Source organism: Acidisoma sp. S159 (assembly GCF_009766125.1).
Classification (GTDB): domain Bacteria; phylum Pseudomonadota; class Alphaproteobacteria; order Acetobacterales; family Acetobacteraceae; genus Acidisoma.
The window spans coordinates 61620-80138 of sequence record NZ_LMUG01000080.1 but is presented as its reverse complement, the minus strand read 5'-3'; the positions used below and the strand labels follow the sequence as shown (position 1 = coordinate 80138).

Annotated in this window: 14 protein-coding genes and 1 pseudogene; 12 read left to right on the top strand and 3 right to left on the bottom strand. The window is 59.5% G+C overall.

All coding sequences use genetic code 11. From position 1 onward, the window contains the following. On the top strand, positions 1-252 hold a 252-nt coding region (locus GSQ92_RS26745; RefSeq protein WP_174247848.1), incomplete at its 5' end, for a winged helix-turn-helix domain-containing protein. Between the two features lie 235 nt (positions 253-487). Here GSQ92_RS26745 and GSQ92_RS26740 read toward each other — a convergent pair. Together GSQ92_RS26740 and GSQ92_RS26735 are read right to left on the bottom strand one after the other, a co-directional pair. After that, a complete protein-coding gene (locus tag GSQ92_RS26740) occupies positions 488-1501 on the bottom strand; it encodes an IS110 family transposase (RefSeq protein ID WP_159014598.1) in 1014 nt (337 codons plus the stop codon). Positions 1502-1768: 267 nt separating this feature from the next. Beyond that, a complete protein-coding gene (locus GSQ92_RS26735; protein WP_159014597.1) occupies positions 1769-2797 on the bottom strand; it encodes an IS110 family transposase in 1029 nt (342 codons plus the stop codon). An 85-nt stretch (positions 2798-2882) separates the two neighbouring features. On the opposite strand from GSQ92_RS26735, the pseudogene GSQ92_RS26730 reads away from it, so the two are divergent. From GSQ92_RS26730 to GSQ92_RS26720, 3 genes and pseudogenes are all read left to right on the top strand, one after another. Then, a pseudogene (locus GSQ92_RS26730) lies at positions 2883-3503 on the top strand (IS630 family transposase); the annotation flags it as partial. A gap of 948 nt (positions 3504-4451) precedes the next feature. Next, positions 4452-5666: a plasmid partitioning protein RepA gene (gene repA, locus GSQ92_RS26725; protein ID WP_158805299.1), complete on the top strand. Its 1215-nt coding sequence runs from the start codon at positions 4452-4454 to the stop codon at positions 5664-5666. Positions 5667-5676: 10 nt separating this feature from the next. After that, positions 5677-6702 (top strand): ParB/RepB/Spo0J family partition protein, encoded by a 1026-nt coding sequence (locus GSQ92_RS26720; protein WP_158805300.1) that lies wholly within the window; start codon positions 5677-5679, stop codon positions 6700-6702. Between the two features lie 744 nt (positions 6703-7446). Here the strand turns inward: GSQ92_RS26720 and GSQ92_RS26715 are convergent. Continuing rightward, positions 7447-8184: a replication protein RepA gene (locus tag GSQ92_RS26715; RefSeq protein ID WP_159014595.1), complete on the bottom strand. Its 738-nt coding sequence runs from the start codon at positions 8182-8184 to the stop codon at positions 7447-7449. Between the two features lie 934 nt (positions 8185-9118). Here GSQ92_RS26715 and GSQ92_RS26710 point away from each other — a divergent pair. The 8 genes from GSQ92_RS26710 (at position 9119) to gspM (ending at position 17855) form a co-directional block, all read left to right on the top strand. Next, positions 9119-9262 carry a hypothetical protein gene (locus GSQ92_RS26710; protein ID WP_158801553.1) on the top strand — a complete coding sequence of 48 codons (144 nt, stop codon included), beginning with the start codon at positions 9119-9121 and terminating at the stop codon, positions 9260-9262. 2327 nt (positions 9263-11589) lie between these two features. Beyond that, positions 11590-13290: a GspE/PulE family protein gene (locus GSQ92_RS26705; protein WP_254066709.1), complete on the top strand. Its 1701-nt coding sequence runs from the start codon at positions 11590-11592 to the stop codon at positions 13288-13290. 95 nt (positions 13291-13385) lie between these two features. Further along, complete coding sequence (locus tag GSQ92_RS26700) at positions 13386-14603, top strand: type II secretion system F family protein (protein WP_158801555.1); 1218 nt, start codon at positions 13386-13388, stop codon at positions 14601-14603. Positions 14604-14616: 13 nt separating this feature from the next. Continuing rightward, entirely contained in the window at positions 14617-15063 is a 447-nt protein-coding gene (locus tag GSQ92_RS26695) for a GspH/FimT family pseudopilin (protein ID WP_159014594.1), read from the top strand. Further along, positions 15053-15484, top strand: a complete 432-nt coding sequence (locus GSQ92_RS26690; RefSeq protein ID WP_159014593.1) for a prepilin-type N-terminal cleavage/methylation domain-containing protein — start codon at positions 15053-15055, stop codon at positions 15482-15484. The genes GSQ92_RS26695 and GSQ92_RS26690 overlap by 11 nt, the downstream gene beginning before the upstream one ends. After that, on the top strand, positions 15481-16104 hold the full coding sequence (locus GSQ92_RS26685; protein WP_158801558.1) for a prepilin-type N-terminal cleavage/methylation domain-containing protein: 624 nt from the start codon (positions 15481-15483) through the stop codon (positions 16102-16104). The genes GSQ92_RS26690 and GSQ92_RS26685 overlap by 4 nt, the downstream gene beginning before the upstream one ends. Positions 16105-16849: 745 nt before the next feature. After that, complete coding sequence (locus GSQ92_RS26680) at positions 16850-17269, top strand: PilN domain-containing protein (protein WP_159014592.1); 420 nt, start codon at positions 16850-16852, stop codon at positions 17267-17269. A gap of 13 nt (positions 17270-17282) precedes the next feature. Continuing rightward, the gene (gspM, locus tag GSQ92_RS26675; RefSeq protein ID WP_158801560.1) at positions 17283-17855 is read left to right on the top strand and encodes a type II secretion system protein GspM; all 573 of its coding nucleotides are present in this window, start codon (positions 17283-17285) and stop codon (positions 17853-17855) included. Positions 17856-18519: the final 664 nt, after the last annotated feature.

Sequence of the window (18519 nt, the reverse complement as noted above, 5' to 3'; positions counted from 1 at the left end):
ACCTCAACCGCCGCCTTAAAGTGCTACTTAAAGCGGCAAGCGGTGCCCGCCCAGGCGGCCTTCGGCGAAGGCATACGCCGTGAATTGCGCAAGATGGGATACCGCAAGCTCTCTGCGCGACCACGCCACCAAGCCCAGGCTGAGGGCGCGATCGAGACTTTTAAAACGTATGGCCCGCCCCGTCTGCAAGCGATTTCTGCGATCCGATCTGATCAGTCTACGCCAACGTATCCGTGTGTGGATGGCCCCTAGCTTGCAAGTAAAAACGTGGCGTATTGGCGACATAGTCGCTTGCACTCGTGTGTCCGGCCTTTAACGCGGCATGGTAGCCGCTGGCCCTGATGGGTGTCCGCGTGTTGGGGCCTCATCGGTCTCGCGGGTTCGAGGACCCCGGATACGTTCCAGGCTGCTCCCAACTCGTCGGCAATGCCGCTCACTCCATCACGCCTGTTCTTCTCGCAAGCATCCTTGTTCCGGCCGCCCTAGCTCATGCTGCAGCTGCGGCGGCTGGATGGTAGACGTCTCCCTTTGTCATAAGGGCCCATGCGATGCGAGCCATCTTGTTTGCCAGGGCAACGGCAACTTTGAGCCGGGCATAACGGCTTAGTAGCGCCTGGACCCAGCCGTTTGCCTTTATTTCCTTGGAGCCCTGCAGCGCAGATTGTGCGCCAATAATCAGCAGGCTTCGAACGTAACCGTCGCCCTGATGCGTAATCCGGCCTAAACGCTGTCTGCCACCAGTCGAATTTTGGCGCGGAACCAAGCCGAGCCAGGCCGAGAACTCCCGGCCAGAGCGGAACACGGAGGGGTCGGCTACCGTTGCAACGATGGCGCTCGCAATCAACGGCCCCACTCCAGGGATTTTGGCCAGACGTTGGCTCATCTTACTTGCCCGATGCCAAGCCAGGATCTCGGCATCGATCTGCGTTATCCGTTTCTCAAGTTCATCGATCTGTTCGGCGAGGAGCACTAGAATTTTGCGGCCGGGCTCGGGGACCGTATCCGTTTCCAGATGAGCCCGCAGCCGTCTCAGATGGCAGATCCCCTGCGCTTCGGCGATACCAAATTCTGCCAGAAGCCCGCGCAGGGAGTTGGCAGCTTGAGTCCGCTGCCGGACTAACAGATCACGCGTACGATGCATGACAAGAACGGCCTGCTGTTCCTGGCTCTTGATCGCTACGAACCGCATTGTCGGACGAGTCACCGCTTCGCAGATCGCCGCAGCATCCGCCGCATCATTCTTTCCGCGCTTGACATAGGCCTTGACGTAGTGCGCCGGCATAAGACGCACCTCGTGGCCGAATGCTTTGAGCTCGCGCGCCCAGTAGTGGGCGGTCGCGCAAGCCTCCATGCCAATCAGGCACGGGGGCAGTTTTGCAAAAAACCTGATCATCTGAGCGCGGCGTAGCTTTTGGCGTAGGCCAAGCTGGCCGTCAGGTCCGACGCCGTGAAGCTGGAAAACATGCTTGGCAAGATCAATTCCGAGTGTAGTGATCTGCATGGCGAATTTCTCCTCCTGGGGTTCACGACAATCCTCTCTTGGCACACTGATGCCGAGCGGGGCCATCCACCCCATCGGTCTCGGGACAACGCCCCGGCCAAGATGGAGATCCGCACGTCCTGGTCCTCATAAAAACCGCGGCGTCGAGCGCCATTTTTAAAAGCAGGTTTCCAGAACGCCGATCGACTGTCAGGCCATCTCGCATTTACCACCCGCAGACCCCATCAACCGTCCGCGCCGGGTGAGCGCGGCTGGCTAATTCCGCGATTATGATACCGCAGCACTTGTGAGCTCGAACTTCCGCCCGGTTCGAAGCACCGCGCAGATGATCCGCGCCAATTTAGCGGCCAGCGCCACTACTACGGTGTTTACGTGCGCCCGCGCGAGCAGATCGCGCAGCCAGCCGCCCATCGGCGTTTCACCCTTTGATAGCGACGGCAAGGCTGCGCGTGCGCCGTGGATCAGCATTTTGCGCAAGTATCTGTTCCCACGCTTACTGATCCCAAGAAGCTTTGGCTTGCCGCCGGTCGTCATCTGCTTTGGTACCAGCCCCAGCCAGGCGGCTAGGTCGCGTCCACGCTGGAAGGTCTGGGCGTTGCCGATGGAAGCCGCCAGCGCCGTCGCGTTCAGGGGACCGATACCCGGTATTGTGGTCAACAGGCGGGCGGTCTCGTCCGTGCGAGCCTGGGCCGCAAACTCCGCATCGAAGGCTTCGATCCGGCGGTCCAACTCGGTCCACTCGAGATGGAGATCGTTGACCAGCAGCCGAGTCCTTGGGCTGATCGCCATAGGGTCTCCGGCCAGCAGCGGCGTGAGGTGTAGTTCCAGCTTGCGCCGTCCCTGCGGCAAAATGATGCCACGCTCCAGTAGGATAGCGCGGAGCTGGTTTATCAGGGCCGTTCGTTCGCCGACCAGACGATCACGGGCGCGGTGAAGGCTCTGCATGTCGAGCTGCGTCTCACTCTTCAGCGTGACGAACCGCATGGTCGGCCGCGTTGCCGCCTCCGCAATCGCCTCGGCATCCCGGTCGTCATTCTTCTGAGCCTTGACGTAGGGTCGGACATACTCTGGCGACATCAGCCGAACCTCGTGACCGTGATCACGCAGTATTCGTCCAAGATGGTGCGCACCACAGCAGGCCTCCAGTGCCATCACGCAGCTCGGGATGCTCGCTGCAAGCTTCAGGACGCCATCACGGTGGAGGCGACGCTTCAGGACGACACGCCCGGTGGTATCCAACCCCACGACACTGCAGCTGTTCTTGCCCAGGTCGATTCCCAACACGGCAATCTGCATCAGACCGACTCCTGTTTCTCCCGTTGCCCTGCTAACTTATCTCTGAACCTGCGCAGTTGGAGAGATGAGGGGCGGGCCATCCCATAAAAACCTCCCAACCCGTCTGGACGAAATCGCGCGCGAAAAGGGAATTGAACGTAGCGACGTAGAGGTTTGGTTCGCTGATGAAGCTAGAATCGGGCAAAAGAACAAGATCACTCGGCGATGGGCGAGGCTTGCCCAAGGTTCCATCCGGCTATGCCGGATGGAAAGGCAAGACGAGGGAAGACAAGGCACTCGACCCTCTGCCCCGCATGACCAGCGCACGGCCTGGACCTACATTTTCGGCGCTATCTGCCCGAAGAAAGGGACCGCGGCAGCGCTCGTTCTACCTTGGTGCGACACCGAAGCCATGGACCTGCATCTGAAGGTCATTTCGGAGAGCGTCACACCAGGCCGGCATGCCGCCCTCCTACTTGATCAGGCCGGCAGGCATATGTCGCCCAGGCTGAATGTCCCGGAGAACATCACGATCGTGCCGCTGCCACCGAAATGCCCCGAGCTGAACCCGCAAGAGAACATTTGGCAGTTCATGCGCGACAACTGGTTATCCAATCGCGTGTTTTCTTCATACGAGAACATCGTCGACCATTGCTGCTACGCCTGGAACAAACTCGCTGATCAACCCTGGACGATCATCTCAATCGGATCCCGGGACTGGGCATAGCGGTCATGATCAACGAGACTTGGTATAATCCCGCCCACCCTTGTCGCCGACATAAGTCGCGTGAGCAGCTATTGCGAGCGCCGCTACCTTCGGAGGGCATTACTCTACCAGCCGGACTCCGTTTGCAGCAAACGGTGTCGGTGTCGGCGTCGGCTCTTGCCATACAGTAATCAGGCGTGCGACCCCCTCACATCGCGCGATTCACGGCTGGGGCGAAAGTGGATCGCATCTTCCAGTCAGAGCTCATGGACCTTCTCGATGCCAGATGAGACCCTCGCGCGCGCGATCGGCCCAACCTCCGGTCATCGGTGATGTAGTATCTCCACCAACCATCGAGACCGCAGTTAGATGCAAGAGGTAGCTGTACGGGTTGCGGCTGCTGCGCGAGCCGTCTTCTGCAAACGGTGATCGCCCATCTGAGCAAGTTACACCCTAAGCGACGTCAGGCATCGGGAGACAATAAAGCATTGCCGACGGAAACGGGCACACTTTCACGCGGATGGCCGGGAGGGGAGGGTGCAGACGCTGTGAGCAATTTTCCCAGGACGCGGAGGGGCAGCGACACCAACCGTTTGCTGCAAACTTGAACGGCATGTCCAGTAAGTGACTAAGCGATCCTCCGCTGATCGGCAGCCTTTGCGCCGGCGTCTTCTTCCGCGGCTGGAGGGCCAGGTGTGGGCTAGCTTGGTCGATTTCTAGTCGCGCGTACAAAATCGATCACTTCTAGACTAAGAGGGCAGGGGCCAGCTGGGCCACGGACGGACATGCTCGACGCACCCTGACTCAGCGATCGTAGAGCTCGCTTCAGGTGTACGGCTAAGAGATCCTAATAAGTGTTTGACCATCGGTATTTCGGATGTTAAGCGTTGAACATCGATGTTGGTGCGGATTAGCGCGCATTAGCGCCTATGGCCCATTTCAAGGGAGGCTCCGCATGGTGCAGGAGAAATGAAACTATCCCGGCTGAAGGAACGCCTTAGCCACGGGGCCGATGTCTGCCAGATCACTCAACAGAAAATCGTTGCCCTCGAAAATGCTCCTCAAGATAGGAAGCGTCTCAAGCAGTTTCCGACGGTAGAAGCGGCGGTGCTGCTCGGTGTCTCCGAAAGCTACTTGAGACAAATTACTAAAGACGGGGGGGAATTCACATGCGGAACGGTTGTAGGTAACAATTATCGCCGAACATTTACGCTCCAGGAACTTCATTGGATTCTCGACGGCCTCCATGAAAAAACACGCGATGAGCGATACCGGCGCCGGCGCAATCCAACAGAGAAGCTTCAAGTCGTGGCGGTCGCCAACTTCAAGGGGGGAGCTGCCAAGACCACGACGGCGGTCCATCTCGCGCAGTACATGGCGTTGCGAGGCTACCGGGTTCTGGCTGTCGATCTCGATAGTCAGGCGTCTCTAACGAGCTTGTTTGGTCTACAACCGGATACCGACGTCGAACCAGAAGAGACGCTCTATCCTGTCTTCCGTGGCGAAACCCAAAGTCTCGAACGCTGCATACGGCAAACATACTGGCCACGTCTTGATCTCGTTCCGTCCAATCTTAGCCTGTCCCAGGCTGAATTCGAAATGCCGGTCAGGGCGCAACGAGAAAAGAACTTCGCATTTTGGCTTGTCCTACGGGACGCGATCCAAAAGTCAGCAACGAATTACGATCTGGTTATTCTGGATTGCCCACCGTCACTCGGCTTTATGTCTATAAATGCTATCTTCGCTGCGACCGGTGTAATTGTGCCGGTTCCACCCTCAATGATCGACTTTGCTAGTACAGGCCAATTTTTCCGAATGTGCTCCCAAGTCCTCGAGCAAGTGGAAGAGGTAGATGCGAACGGCAAGGAGATCGACTTCTTCAAGATTCTCATTGCCAAACACAACGTCACTGACCAGAATCAAAAGCAGATCATCCACCTAATGGGCGCCAACTTTGGCGACATGCTGTTGCAGAACCCGATGGCCGTGACAACGGCTTTGGACGGCGCCGGACTGAGGAAGCGCACCTACTATGAGATCGACGATCAGGTGGGAACTCGGCAAAGTTACATGCGCGGTCTGGCATTCCTTAATTCGGTGAATGCCGAAATAGAGGGTGTTATGCTGAAAGCATGGGGTCGACAGGAAGCCGTGCGGGCCCTACCGACCTCTAACGCTGCGTGAGGGGGTTGGAATGAAGCGTGCATTTGACCTCAGTGCCATCACTGCTGACTTGCCGGCCTTCCCAAAGGAAGGTGAGGCCCCCCGAGAAACGGCGCGGTCAAATTCGCCGGCCGTACCGATCGCCAGAGCGATCGAGACGCAGCACCGTAATGCAATTGCGGAGCTGAAGGCGCTAGAGGCCGCTATCGAACGGCGGAAGGACGAGGGCCTTGTAATCGAGGAAATTGACGCGACGCTCGCGGAGCCCTCCCCATACTGGGATCGCAACCTCCGCTTCCTTGAGGATAAGAGTTTCACGGAGTTCGTCGAAGAGATTCGTCGCAATGGCCAACAATCGCCGGCGTTGCTGCGTCCACATCCAACTGAAGGGGGACGGTTCGAAGTCTGCTTCGGGCATCGGCGCCTTTTTGCCTGTAGAAGCCTAGGAACACCTCTTCGGGCTGTAGTACAGGTTCTCTCCGAGGCCCAGATGGCCAGCGCGGCCTACAGCGAGAACGCACATCGAGAAAGCGTCTCGACGCTCGAACAGTCCCGTGCCTTAGCAAAATATGTTGAACGTGGCGTCTTTTCTAGCAAGCAGGCACTCGCAGATGCACTTAACGTCTCGCGATCTCACGTCAGCAATCTCACGTCTTTCGCCGAGATTCCCGATCGGGTACTCGAAGCCCTTGGTGATTGGCGCAAGTGCACGTTCCGTGACGCGAGCAACCTCTTGAGGATGATTCGAGATCCGGACAGAAACGGGCAGCTGAATGAAGTAGCAGAACGCCTGATCGCGGGGGATTCACAACTCGGATTCCACGTTCGCTTGGCGGTGCTTCTTGGGCAAAAAGCAGCGACACCATCGACTGAAGATTGCCGAGACGAAAGCGGACGACTGGTCGCGGAGCGCAAGCGTCGCAAACATTCGACAGCGATATCCTTCTCTGTTCGCCATGGCGAGGGTTTCGCGGATTTCGTCTGGGGGAAAATGCCCTCGTTGGTGGAGGAGTTTAATCGCAGTATCGCCCCAAAGCCGAAAGCAAGGAATTCTTAGGGAATTATTCGCGGAGATCGTCGCGGCTCGTGGCCTTGCAAGCTAAGCTATCTGTGGCGCGAGTTCCATCGTCAGGTCGATCCAGTGTGCAGATTGAACGAACCCGCTAGCGCGGGAGTAAGAGAAGGCGTGGCCTGAGGATAACGCGGCCATGTCGTGCGCTCTCTAGAAGCCATGAGACGGCGCAGGAGCGGAGCGCCAGCTTGTCACAGCAGCACACGATCGGCTAACCGCGGTCGCCCGACGACGATATGTTCGGGAGCTACCGGCAAGAACAGGGGAGGGGACAAGGCGGGATCCCTGCGTCGCCAATTAGCCGGGTGTCTGGCAGATTGGTTGGATCGCCGCGCTAGGATGCAGACAATTAAGTCCCCGGGGCCTAACCTACCGCTTCGAATTTCTAGCTTGCGGCGAGGTCCCGGCGGGCACCGACGCTTGCCGCGGTGGAGTTTCCCGAATCCAGTTCTCGGTCCTAGATCCCATAATTCTTGAGACCTTAGCGGCTTCGTTTGATGCGCTTGAGGCCTTGACTTGTAAGGCCGGCGGCGGCCTGAGGCGGCTGGTAATCTGCACAAACTCCCAAGGGTAGGCATCAATTCCAGGAGCCCCGAGGCCGCTAACGGCGGCCTGCACTGCAAATCCAGTGGCGATCGGGCGTCTGAGGTGCTGCATGGGACCATCTGAGGGCCTGCATGTGCAGATTATCAGCCGAACATCAGCGTCGGCTTTGTGCAGATTGTCAGCCTACGTGCGAGTGAGGCGCTTCTGCGGCATTGGAGGCGGAGAGGGGTGAAGCGTCAGTCCGGTCTCTGTGAGTTCGAGGTTCGCCTCCCGGTAAACGGAATGTGCCGCGATCAGACTTTCCCGAAAATGCGGCTTGAAGTTCTTCATCAGGGCTGCCCCATTACCCAACTGTGCCTTGAGGGCGACCCAGCCAATCTTGGTCTCCCCCTTTAAGGCGGGGAGCCGCCAAGCGAGCCAGGTGTAAATGTCGAGCGCTGACGGGGAGTCCCGAAGGTCAACGATAGCCGCAGGATCGAGAACGACGGGGTTGCGAAGAAGCTGCTCATAGTAGCCCTGTGAAAGTGTCACCGATTCGATGAAGCGTTTATTTCCCCGCCCGTAACTGTATTCGGCTGACTCGACTACGGGTTGGTTGAGGTAGAGGCCACGGCCGCCGCTCTCGAGCGAGAAAGAGATCGTGCAGACTGCCAGCCGTTCAGTCTGTTCCTGGAGTAGCCGCATGGCTTCGGAGCCGTGGGGCAAGCCCATGCGGCGGAGGGCATCGGTGATGGATTTGCCAATGTGGACGGTTCGGCTGTTATTCCGGATTGCCTCCGACTGCCAGTCTAGCAGGACCAACCGGGCGTAGGAACCGAAGGGTACGCCAATTGGTACGGCTTCCCCGCCTTCGGCAAGCCGCCGGGTACCAGGCGAAACCGTCAGCGTCGCGTAATCAGTCTGGACGGTCCAACGCTTCATCGAATCTTTCAAGTCACGTCGCGGAAGGCCTGCGTGGGCCCAAGCTGCGTAAGCATACGAACGTAGTTCGTCAGCTGGGAGATTGTCCCCAAGCTGTAATTCCAGAGCCTTCTCCGCTCGAACAGCAGCAGACTTGATAGTCCTAGCACCCCGTCTGCCAGAGAGGATGTCGATCGGAGAGTTGCGACCAGGTTCCCGAATGTGATTAGAAGCGACCTTCAGGAGGTCGCGGCTCGTGTGCGCCTCCACGAGTTCATGTACAGATCGGCCGGCGAAGAGATCGATCTGATCAGCCTTTGGCTTTGTCATCAGCACCATCCTGAGTGACATGTGTTTGACCTGAAGCAGCCTGTCTATGTGCAGATTACCAGCCGTCAGCCCGTGCAGATTGTCAGCCGAGTTCTAGTAAAGGTTTTTTTGGAGTAGTTAGTAAGTAGGCTGACAATCTGCTGGGGAAACCATCCCGTAGACTTCTGATTTTGCAGCAAAGTGCAAATCGATTCGGCTGACAAACTCCTGTGTATTTTGGCCGTTGGGCTGGTAATCTGCTCAAAACCGGCTGACAAGATGCACGCAGGATTTTTAGTGATTCAAGCTGCGCTTGTCAGGTGACATGCCCGAATCGGGCGGCTGAGAATCTGCACAATCGTTGAGGCTGGTAATCTGCACTCGGCGCCCAGCTGTGCGGCTCGCAGGGATCGGCGCGGAGGAAGCCGCCGGTCAAGCGACCGAGGCTGACAATCTGCACAACCCTGGATGCAATGCCGCGGCTGGTAGTCTGCACAAAAGCGGTAACGATATCCGGCTTGCATTCTGCACAGCTGGTCATCGCACCACCGCAAGGAAGCCTTCACGCATAAGAGTAAGCTCATAGCCGGGCGATGAGGGTTGAGTACGTCTACCCTATAGGCCGTTATGGACCTGGTCTGGCTTCGTGGCACGGCTGCGGCTCGCCGCCCTGCGCCAGGACGCAATTGTCGGGGATGTCGACCTGCCCGCGGCCGGTGGCTTCGACCGGGCGTTGTTGCAGAAACTGGCCGCCCGCTATTGGATCGACCGCAAACAGATGTGCTGGTGATCGGCCCGGCCGGGGTTGGCAAGTCATGAATCGCTTATGCGCTCGGCCACAAGGCATGACGCAACAACAGATCGGTCGTCTACCATCGGAAGCCGAGGCTACTAGAGCCACTTCGTTTCGTGACCGGCGCGACCCCGGTCAGGTTCTGAGAGCATGATAGTTTCGTGCGCGGATGGCTTGATGCTTGATGAGCCTCCGTGAGCAGCGTGGCGAGGACGATCCTTCCTACCCCCGGCAAGGAGCGCGGGATTGGCGCGTCGCGCTGCTCGGCCTCTTGCCCCGGCTCTGACCCCGATCTGGCGAGCTGGCCGACCAAGATATCAATGGGCCGCTTAACGCTCTTGATTTGGCGGTTCACAAGGTTCGGCCGCTCAGCGACCGCGGCGATGTGAGTTCGGGCCGCGTTTGCTGTGGTGAGCTGCATTTGCGCCGCGTCGGCTAGACTAAAACCTAACCGATATCCCGAACCGAATTTTGAAACGAGCAAACCCGACCTAGCGTGACCCGCAGGCCGACCATAGCAGCGGCAGGTCAGCGATCAGAGTATCGGCATGGCGTGTTTCGGCCAGCCCCTCTAAGGTTAGAATTGGCCTGTGGCCGCAACTTCTGCAGACGGCTTTGACTGCGTGGTTTGTCCCGGTAAAGCCACGGGGCATTTGGAGTGACATTCCGGAGTAAATGGAGCGGGTCGCCGGAATCGAACCGACGCCCTCGGCCTGGAAGACTATTGCAATGCACTTTGCTAAACCCGCTCAGTAGGCATACCTTACGCGATTAGACGTCTTTGGAAAGCTGACGTTCGGGATATTGCCCTTAGACCCAACCATTGAAGCCCGACCTATGACTGGGCCGTGCCTCTCACGGAACCAACCCAAGGTGACGTTCAGCAGAAAGGGCTCTGCTGACCGTTTTGACGTTGCAGATGGCGCGACAGCGGCAGCTGGTGGCTGAGGTGGTTCGTCAGGTTTCGGGTGATACGTTGTCAAGACGATCAGCACGTCGCGATGGCTGCGGGTTAAGTTGCCGACTCGAAATTCGTTCCAAACGGCCAAAGGCTCCTCAGCCTCGTGCGCGGCGTTAAAGCGGTCAGTCCCGGCGATAGGCATGGCTCATCCTCCGTCACAAGCCTATTTGGGTTAACTTGAGGGCTCGGCCTCGGGCTTAATCGCCTCAATGAAGGACAGCCTCCTCTACTGCACGTTCGAGCTGGGCGCCGATGGGAACCTCAACCGCCACGACGTCGCTGCGATCATGGGCGAGGTTCTAGGCCGGGGCTGAGGGCGATATACGTTTGGTAGACGCGCACGGCTTCCTTGGGAATCCGTTAACGCCGCGTGCCGTCCTCGGCCGAGAGGCGTGAACGCGAACTGGCGATTTCGAGGAGCGTTTTTCGGATGTCCAAGTCTAATATCAGCAGAGGCGGCGAAGAGGATCATCTGGCCGCCGCCGCTCTCGGATGGATTGGACTGGTTCGCCGAGATCGGAAAGGTCGCCCGGACCACGCGGCAGCGGCGTTCTAGCCTCGGTCAACTCGGCGCAAGTCTAAGTTTGTCGCCGCTCAATCAACCTCACCCTTTGGGCGGACGTGCAGGTTGCGCAGGCGATAGACTGTGCGCAAGCGACCGTCCAGACCCTGAAAGGGAAACGGTGCCTCACCCATGAAGAGCCCCCCGGGAACTACGCGCGAGGAGAGAGTCCCAATATCGTCCACCAAGATTTTATTAGAATAGACGAAGGCGGAAGTGGTCGTCAGCCACTCAGAAACCTCAAACGGGCCTCGGAAATAGAAACAACGCGCATTGATGTCGGCTGGTTCAAAGAAAAATAACCTCGAGCCATCGGTTATCTGACTACTGCAGGTCGTCTGTATAAATTTGAGGGAAGTTGCGGTCCAATAGCCAGGCGATGACTGCCGGTCAGCGCATCCGCTACTCGCGGATGCGGCTATCAGGCCAGCGTAAAGCAACATTCTCCAGGCTATCACGTTCTCGTCCTTGCCGCACCAGTCGAACTTGCCATCATAACAGGCGGCAGTGGGTTGAGCAAAAACCGGGCGCGGGGTCAAAGTTTCGTGCTCGCAAGCAGTGGATCATAGCTTTCCGGTCTCTCAGGCGGATAATGAGGGCGGCGGATCGCGGCGAAAGCAACACTCGGCTAGAATTGCGTCTATGACCTGCCTCTGATTGAGCGTCTCAGCCGTAAAGATGGCAAACGGTCGCCCCCGGAGACCGCCTAACGTGATACCCGGACAGGAGGCCAACGTCGCCGCGATGAAAATGTTGCCCTGGCGGTTCTCGAGCACTGGCGCTCCACCGAGCGCTCCGCCCTTGGATCCCGATCACGACGAGCGTCTCGACAAGCTGTCGCTGATCATCATCGCGCGAGGTGATTGCGACGCTCGCGGGATGGAGCGCGCCCGGCGTATTGCGACCGAGAGTGGACAAAGGCTCGATCGCGTCCTGATCAAGCTTGGCCTTGCTACGGAACGCGGACTCGTGGACGCCTATGCGGAGCTGCTCGACATCCGTGTCGCGGAAACCGCCCGCTTCCCTTCGGAACCGCTGTTCAAGGAACGCTTGAGCAGCCGCTTCCTACGCTATGTCCGAGCTATTCCAATTGCCGTAGAGGCGGATCACGTCACGCTCGCCGTCTCCGACCCGCTCGATCGCTTCACATCGGCGACGATCTCCGCCGCTGTTGGCCTGCCGGTGGTGCTGGAGGTGGCGGTCCCGATCGAATTAGAAGCGGCGTTCGACCGCATCTATCCGAATGTCGCCCCGGATGGCGAGGGCGCACCGAGCGACCCCGACGGCGATAATATAGAAGAGGATGCGGAGCGACTCAAAGATTTGGCGAGCGAAGCGCCGGTCATCCGCCTCGTTAGTCAGATCATTTCCCGGGCGGTCGAGGAGCGGGCTTCTGACATTCATTTCGAACCGTTCGAGGATCGCCTACGGGTCCGCTATCGGCATGACGGTGTCTTGCACGAAGTGGATTCACATCCGGCCCGGTTGACTCCGGCGATCATCTCCCGCGTCAAGATCATGTCGCGGCTTGATATCGCCGAGCGCCGGCTGCCCCAAGACGGTCGCATCAAGCTCGCCGTGCGCGGACAGGATATCGATCTCCGCGTATCCACCATCCCCTCGTTGCACGGCGAGAATGTTGTTCTGCGCATCCTGGATCGCGGCACGGTTTCGTTGAATTATGAAGCCCTGGGGCTCGCACCGGCTGTCGTCAGCCGGTTGAGCAAAGCACTGCACCTTCCGAATGGGATTGTGTTAGTGACGGGACCAACCGGCAGCGGAAAAACGACCACACTTTATACGGGAATCATCGAGCTCAACGCGATCATGCGTAAAATCGCCACGGTCGAAGATCCGATCGAGTATCAGATACCGGGCATCACGCAGACCCAGATCAAGCCGCTGATTGGACTGACCTTCGCGCATGTCCTACGCTCCATTCTGCGGCAGGATCCGAATGTCATCATGATCGGTGAGATCCGGGATCTTGAAACGGCGCAGATCGCCGTAAACGGCGCGCTGACCGGCCGACTGGTCTTGTCCACGCTGCATACGAATTCCGCAGCCTCCAGCATCACCCGCCTGCGCGACATGGGTCTGGAAGACTATCTCATCACTGCCGTGCTGCGGGGCGTTCTAGCACAACGCCTGGTACGCAGGCTGTGTGAGGCGTGCCGAACCAGGGTGATGGCACCGCGCGAACTTGTAGATCGCTTCGATCTGGAACGACGTTGTGGTAGCAAGGCAGTTTGGTTATGGCGGGCTGTTGGCTGTCCCCATTGTCGGGAAACGGGTTATCGCGGTCGGCTCGCGGTGGCCGAATTCCTATCGCCCGACGCGAATATAGAGGCGATGATCTTTGCGCGCGCGGACCAATCCGAGATCGAGCGAGCAGCGGTCGCAGCTGGCATGGTGACGATGCTGGAGGCCGGACTTGCTGCGGCTCTGATCGGCACCACGACGATAGAGGAAGTGGTCCGGACGTTGAGCGGCGACGGATGAGGAGGGCAGGGCTTGATCTACGGCATCCTCTCCTGGAACTCTGACATCGTCGGATGCGATACTTTAGACGCACCGACCTTGAACAAGCGCTGAGGATGCCAGCCTACCGTTATGTCGCGATCGATCCCGCCGGGAAAACAGCGCGCGGCGTGATCGAGGCGGCAGACAAAGAAGCCGTCATTCAGCAGCTTTGGCGCGACGGGCACCTTCCCGTTCGGACGGAGTTAGACCGGGGTGAATCCTTTTGGGGTCGCCTAAGCTTCGAGTTTGTCCGCGGGAGCTTCCGGCGGCAGGAAGTCGCCAATCTGACGCGTGAATTGTCGATCATGCTCGGCGCGGGCCAGGATCTGGATCGCGCGCTGAGATTTATGACCGAAACGGCGGTCAACAAACGCGTCATGGATGGGCTCGAGAAGCTTCGGGATGCAGTGCGGGATGGATCTTCACTCGCCGTCGCTATGGGCCGCCAACCGCGCAGCTTTCCGCGTCTTTACGTCGGGATGGTCCGCGCGGGCGAGGCAGGCGGGACCCTTGCGGCGACGCTTGAACGTCTGGCGGTCGTCTTGGAGCGCGAGCGTGGTCTTGCTTCCTCGATTCGGTCCGCGATGATCTACCCTGCTCTGCTGTTGGTCGCTATGACAGGGTCCGTAGCCTTTCTCTTGACCTCGGTCTTGCCGGAATTCGTACCGCTCTTCGCGCAGAACGGCGCCCGGCTTCCAGCATCAACGCAGTTCCTGATTGCCGCGGGCCACGCCGTTTCGGCATACGGCCTCTATGCGTTGCTGGCGCTGGCGACACTTGGCCTATTGTTGCGCCAAGCATTGACGCGACCGGGTCCGCGCTTCCTGGCCGACAGTCTAGTGTTGCGGCTGCCGATTGTGGGCGCCGTGGCGCGTGAGGTTTTAGCCGCTCGATTCAGCCGGACCTTCGGCACATTGATGCTTAACGGCGTACCGTTGATCGCCGCGCTCGGCATCGTCCGAGAAGCAATTGGCAACACTGCGGCGGTGGCAGCCGTGGACGCTGCGACGATAAATGCCAAGAGCGGCGCCGGCCTGTCGCGTCCCTTGGCGGAGGCGGGCATCTTCCCGCCGCGCATGATCTATCTTCTGCGTCTCGGCGAGGAAACCGCTCAGCTTGGCCAGCTGGCGCTGCGCGCAGCCGACATACATGAGGAGGAAACGCGCCTTAAAATTCAACGCCTAGTCTCGCTCTTGGTCCCAGGCATCACGATCGTGATGGGCGCAGCGGTGGCCGGCATCGTATCCTCCCTCGTCCTGGCGATGCTGAGCCTGAACAACCTTGCAGGTTGAGAGTCGAGGGTGGTTGCGGCGCCCAGGCGAGGCGGGCTTCACGCTAATCGAGGTTCTCGTCGTCATAGCCATTCTTGGCCTCGCCATCGGAATTCTCGTTTCGCGCGGACCTACCCGCAGCGTTGGCTTCGATTTGCGAAGTTCCGCCGCGGATGTCGCCGAAACGCTTAACCGCGCCCGTTCACAGTCCATCGCGACGGATCGCGTGACAAGTTTCCGAATCGGTTCCGCAGGCCGGTCCTACGGCATCGACAACGCGGCAACGATAAGTCCGCCGCAGGAGGTCGTGTTGGCGATGACGACGGTCGGTACCACGAGACCTCGGACCATCGCTATGATCCGATTCGCGCCAGATGGCAGCTCCTCTGGCGGGCAGGTGCTGCTGGTGGCAGGCGCGAGTCGGATGCGGGTGATTGTCGATTGGCTAACTGGCCGAGTGAGCCTCGCCAATGCGCCATAACAGCGAGACGGGCTTTACTCTGCTTGAGGTGCTCGTGGCCCTGATCATCGCCACTCTCGCACTCACCGCTCTATTCTCCGGCGCCGTCACTGGCATGCGGTCAGCGAGCCTTGCTGCTCACTACATACAAGCGGTCTCCCGCGCACGGTCTCACCTTGCTGTGCTCGGTGTTGGCAGCCCGCTAGTAACCAGCACGACGCAAGGTGTTGATGGTAGCGGGTTTCACTGGCGGATCAGCATTCGCCCAGAGGAAACCACGAGCATCGCCATCCGAACCGGCGGGTTGGGCCGAGCCAGCAAAGCATCGCGTATCGCGATCTACGAGATCAATGTGAGCATAGCCTGGTCGATGGATGGCGGCCTGCGACAGGTTGCTTTGCATTCCCAGAAAATCGGCCCAACTCCGCGGTTATCCCCGTGACAGACCGCACACGGAAATGCGTCTTCACCCACAGTGCCTGGAAGCAGTGTGGCTTCACGCTACTTGAGGTGCTGGCCTCGCTTGTCGTACTCGCTTTGCTCGTCTTAGGGTTGGCCCAGGGGATGCGCTTCGGCGTTGCAGCTTATGATCGGCAAACACGGCTCACCTACCGCCAAGCCGACCTAGACGCGGTAGACCGCACTTTGCGTCAGCTGATTGAGCAGATCAATCCCGGAACCGCACATGATGCGCCAGCGATCGCCGGAACACCCGACAGCTTCGAATTTACCTCAGAGCTGCCAGAGGCGGCGGCCGCATGGGGCAGCCGGGACGCGGAGGTCAGGTTGCTGGTTGACGGGACTAATCGCCTGCTGATGCGCTGGTCGCCCTATACTCATGCCCTGCCCAACACGCCGCCGGCGGTTGTCGACACTGTACTGCTCGAGCAGGTCGACCATGTCGTCTTTAGCTATTGGTCGCGGTCCGGAGAGGCAGGTTGGCGCGGCCGTTGGGACAAAGCGGAGGTGCCTGCCCTCGTCAGGATTCGGATCGTCTTTCGTGCCGGCAGCGGCAGAGCCTGGCCGGATATCGTCGCGGCGACCCAGCGGGGCCGCCCGTGAGTGCATCTAGACGGCATGACGGCGCGTAAATAAATACCTTGCCTCTTAAGCTGATTGGGGAGGAAGGAGGTCCGACTCTGTAGGAAAGACTTTGTAAAATATGGCCGACACGATCTTCACATGGTGGGCGCAGCAGATGCGGAGCCTCGTGCCTGCGCCTCTCGCCAGCCGTGGAGGATGGCGTTCGGTGGTGATTCTTGAGCCCACGGAGGAGCCTGAGGCGACTTCGTTTGGGGCCGGCGGATTCAGGCTCAGCCTCAGGCGGCGCGGCCGCGAGACAGGGATTGGATACTTCGCCTGCTCTCCTGAAGGTCTCGCCGCGGCCCGGCGTGCTTGCGGCACGACAAGGCGGCGCCGGAACATACTGCTTCGCCTTCCGAACGGTCGGATCTTAGAACATCGTCTCACCGTCCCCGCGACGGCCGAGGCTCATATCGGGCGAGTACTCGCGTATGAGATCGATCGTGTGACGCCTTTTTCCGAGAGCGAAGTCTTTTGGGATTGGGTTATCGAGCATCGCGACCGCAACCGCTCCCGGCTGTTGGTGAGGCTGTTTCTGATTCCCCGCGCCGCTCTGATCGTGCTGCGGACCGAGCTCGAGAAGGCGAGGTTGCATTTGGCCGCGGTAGAAGGCCATGGCTTCTACGGCGACCTCCGTCGCCTCCCTCTCTCCGTCAGGACGCCGGCACGACAGAGGCTAGAGCGCCCTGTGCTGCGGTGCACTGTCGGTGCCTGCGCTGCTCTGGTGATTGTCGCGCTCGTCTTGCCTTTTGTTCGGCAGCAATTGCGCCTCGATCGACTCGATCAGCGTGTTGCGGAGCTGCAGCCAAAGGTCTCGGAAGTGCGGCTGCTCCGCAAGCGAATCGCTGGCCAAGCCGCGGGAAGTGAGGTTTTCGAAGCGGAAGAGGCGGAAGTCGGCAGGCCGCTCGATGCGATTGCGACTATCACCAAAGTTCTACCGGACAACACATTTTTGACTGCGCTTAATTTGTCGCAGAGAAGCTTGGGTCTGACTGGTCAGTCCGGTGATGCCGCCGCTCTTATTGCTGCACTGTCGCGCGATACCGAGATTCACACACCAAGTTTTGCAGCACCGGTGATGACGGCCCCAAGTGGGAGTGGGAGCCTGTTCGTCATCCGTGCAGAGCTCGTACCCCAACAGTGAAGACCGCGGTCAAATGATCGACCTGCTGCCGACAGGACGGCGCGGCCAGTTCCTGGCAATCAGCGTGACGATCCTGCTGCTTGCCACCGCATGGTTTGGCATAGCAGTTCCCTTAATCAGCTGGTACGATAGCCGGGCTCAAGCCCTGATGCAGCAGGCAATGCTGGAACAGCATATGGAGATGATCGTGCGGGCTGTGCCAACCCTGCTCGACGAAGCGCGGGCGGCGCGTGGCGCTTCATCGCCGCGAGGTATCGTTTTCGATGCATCAAGCGACGCCGTCGCCGGTGCGACGCTGCAGCAGACAATTCAGCGATTTGCGCACACGGCCGGATTAACCTTGGCGAGCGTGGAGACACTAGCGGCTGCTCAGCGTGCTGCCTTCCGCCGCATCGCGCTGAGGGTTAGTTTCACCGCATCATGGCCGTCGCTCATACGCTTCCTCCAGGAACTGAACACGGCCGAACCGCGCGTTCTGGTCGATGATCTGCAGCTTGATGCGGCGCCGGTCATCGGCCAGTTCCATGGTGTCCCGCTCAGTGTCAGCCTTACCATCCTTGCTTTCCGGGCGGGAACCTCATCGTGACCCGACGCGTGATCGTCGGATTTGGTGCTGTAGCAATTGCCTTGGGCGGCGTTATCGCGATCGAGCTGGGGCCGGCGCCATATTTGGCCCGTTCTTGGCCGCATCGGGTCCCCTTCGAGCATCTGGCCATTGCGGGAACGCTGGGCGCGGCTGCAGATCAGACTCAGGCTTTGGTTTCGACCTCGCTCGGCCGCCCACTTTTTGAGCCCTCCCGGAGGCCGCCTGAATCCGATGTGCGGAAGGAATCGCACTCGGGCATTCCGCGCCTCTCCGGAATTGTCATTACGCCCATAGGTCGATCAGCCATCTTCGAGTCTAAAGACAACCTTGAGACGGTTGTCTCGGCCGGGGCTCATCTCGACGGGTTTCTGGTGCAGTCGATCGGTGACGGCAGCGTGCTCCTGATCGGGCCTAGCGGACCACGGATAATCGAACCCACTTTCAAGTCCAATGCCCCATCGACGGGCACCACGGCCGTGTCACCTTCAGGGTCCTTGGCCTCAATACCGTCGACATCCCAGGCGCCCTCGCCATTCGCTAGTTTGAGAGGCCTGACAGGCAGGCCCCTTGGACTGATTGCCCACCCTGACGAAGTCGAAGTCCCCTCGGGGAATCAGCTCGAGGTAGCACCACGCATGCCGGATCAATCTGGACTTGGAGCTTC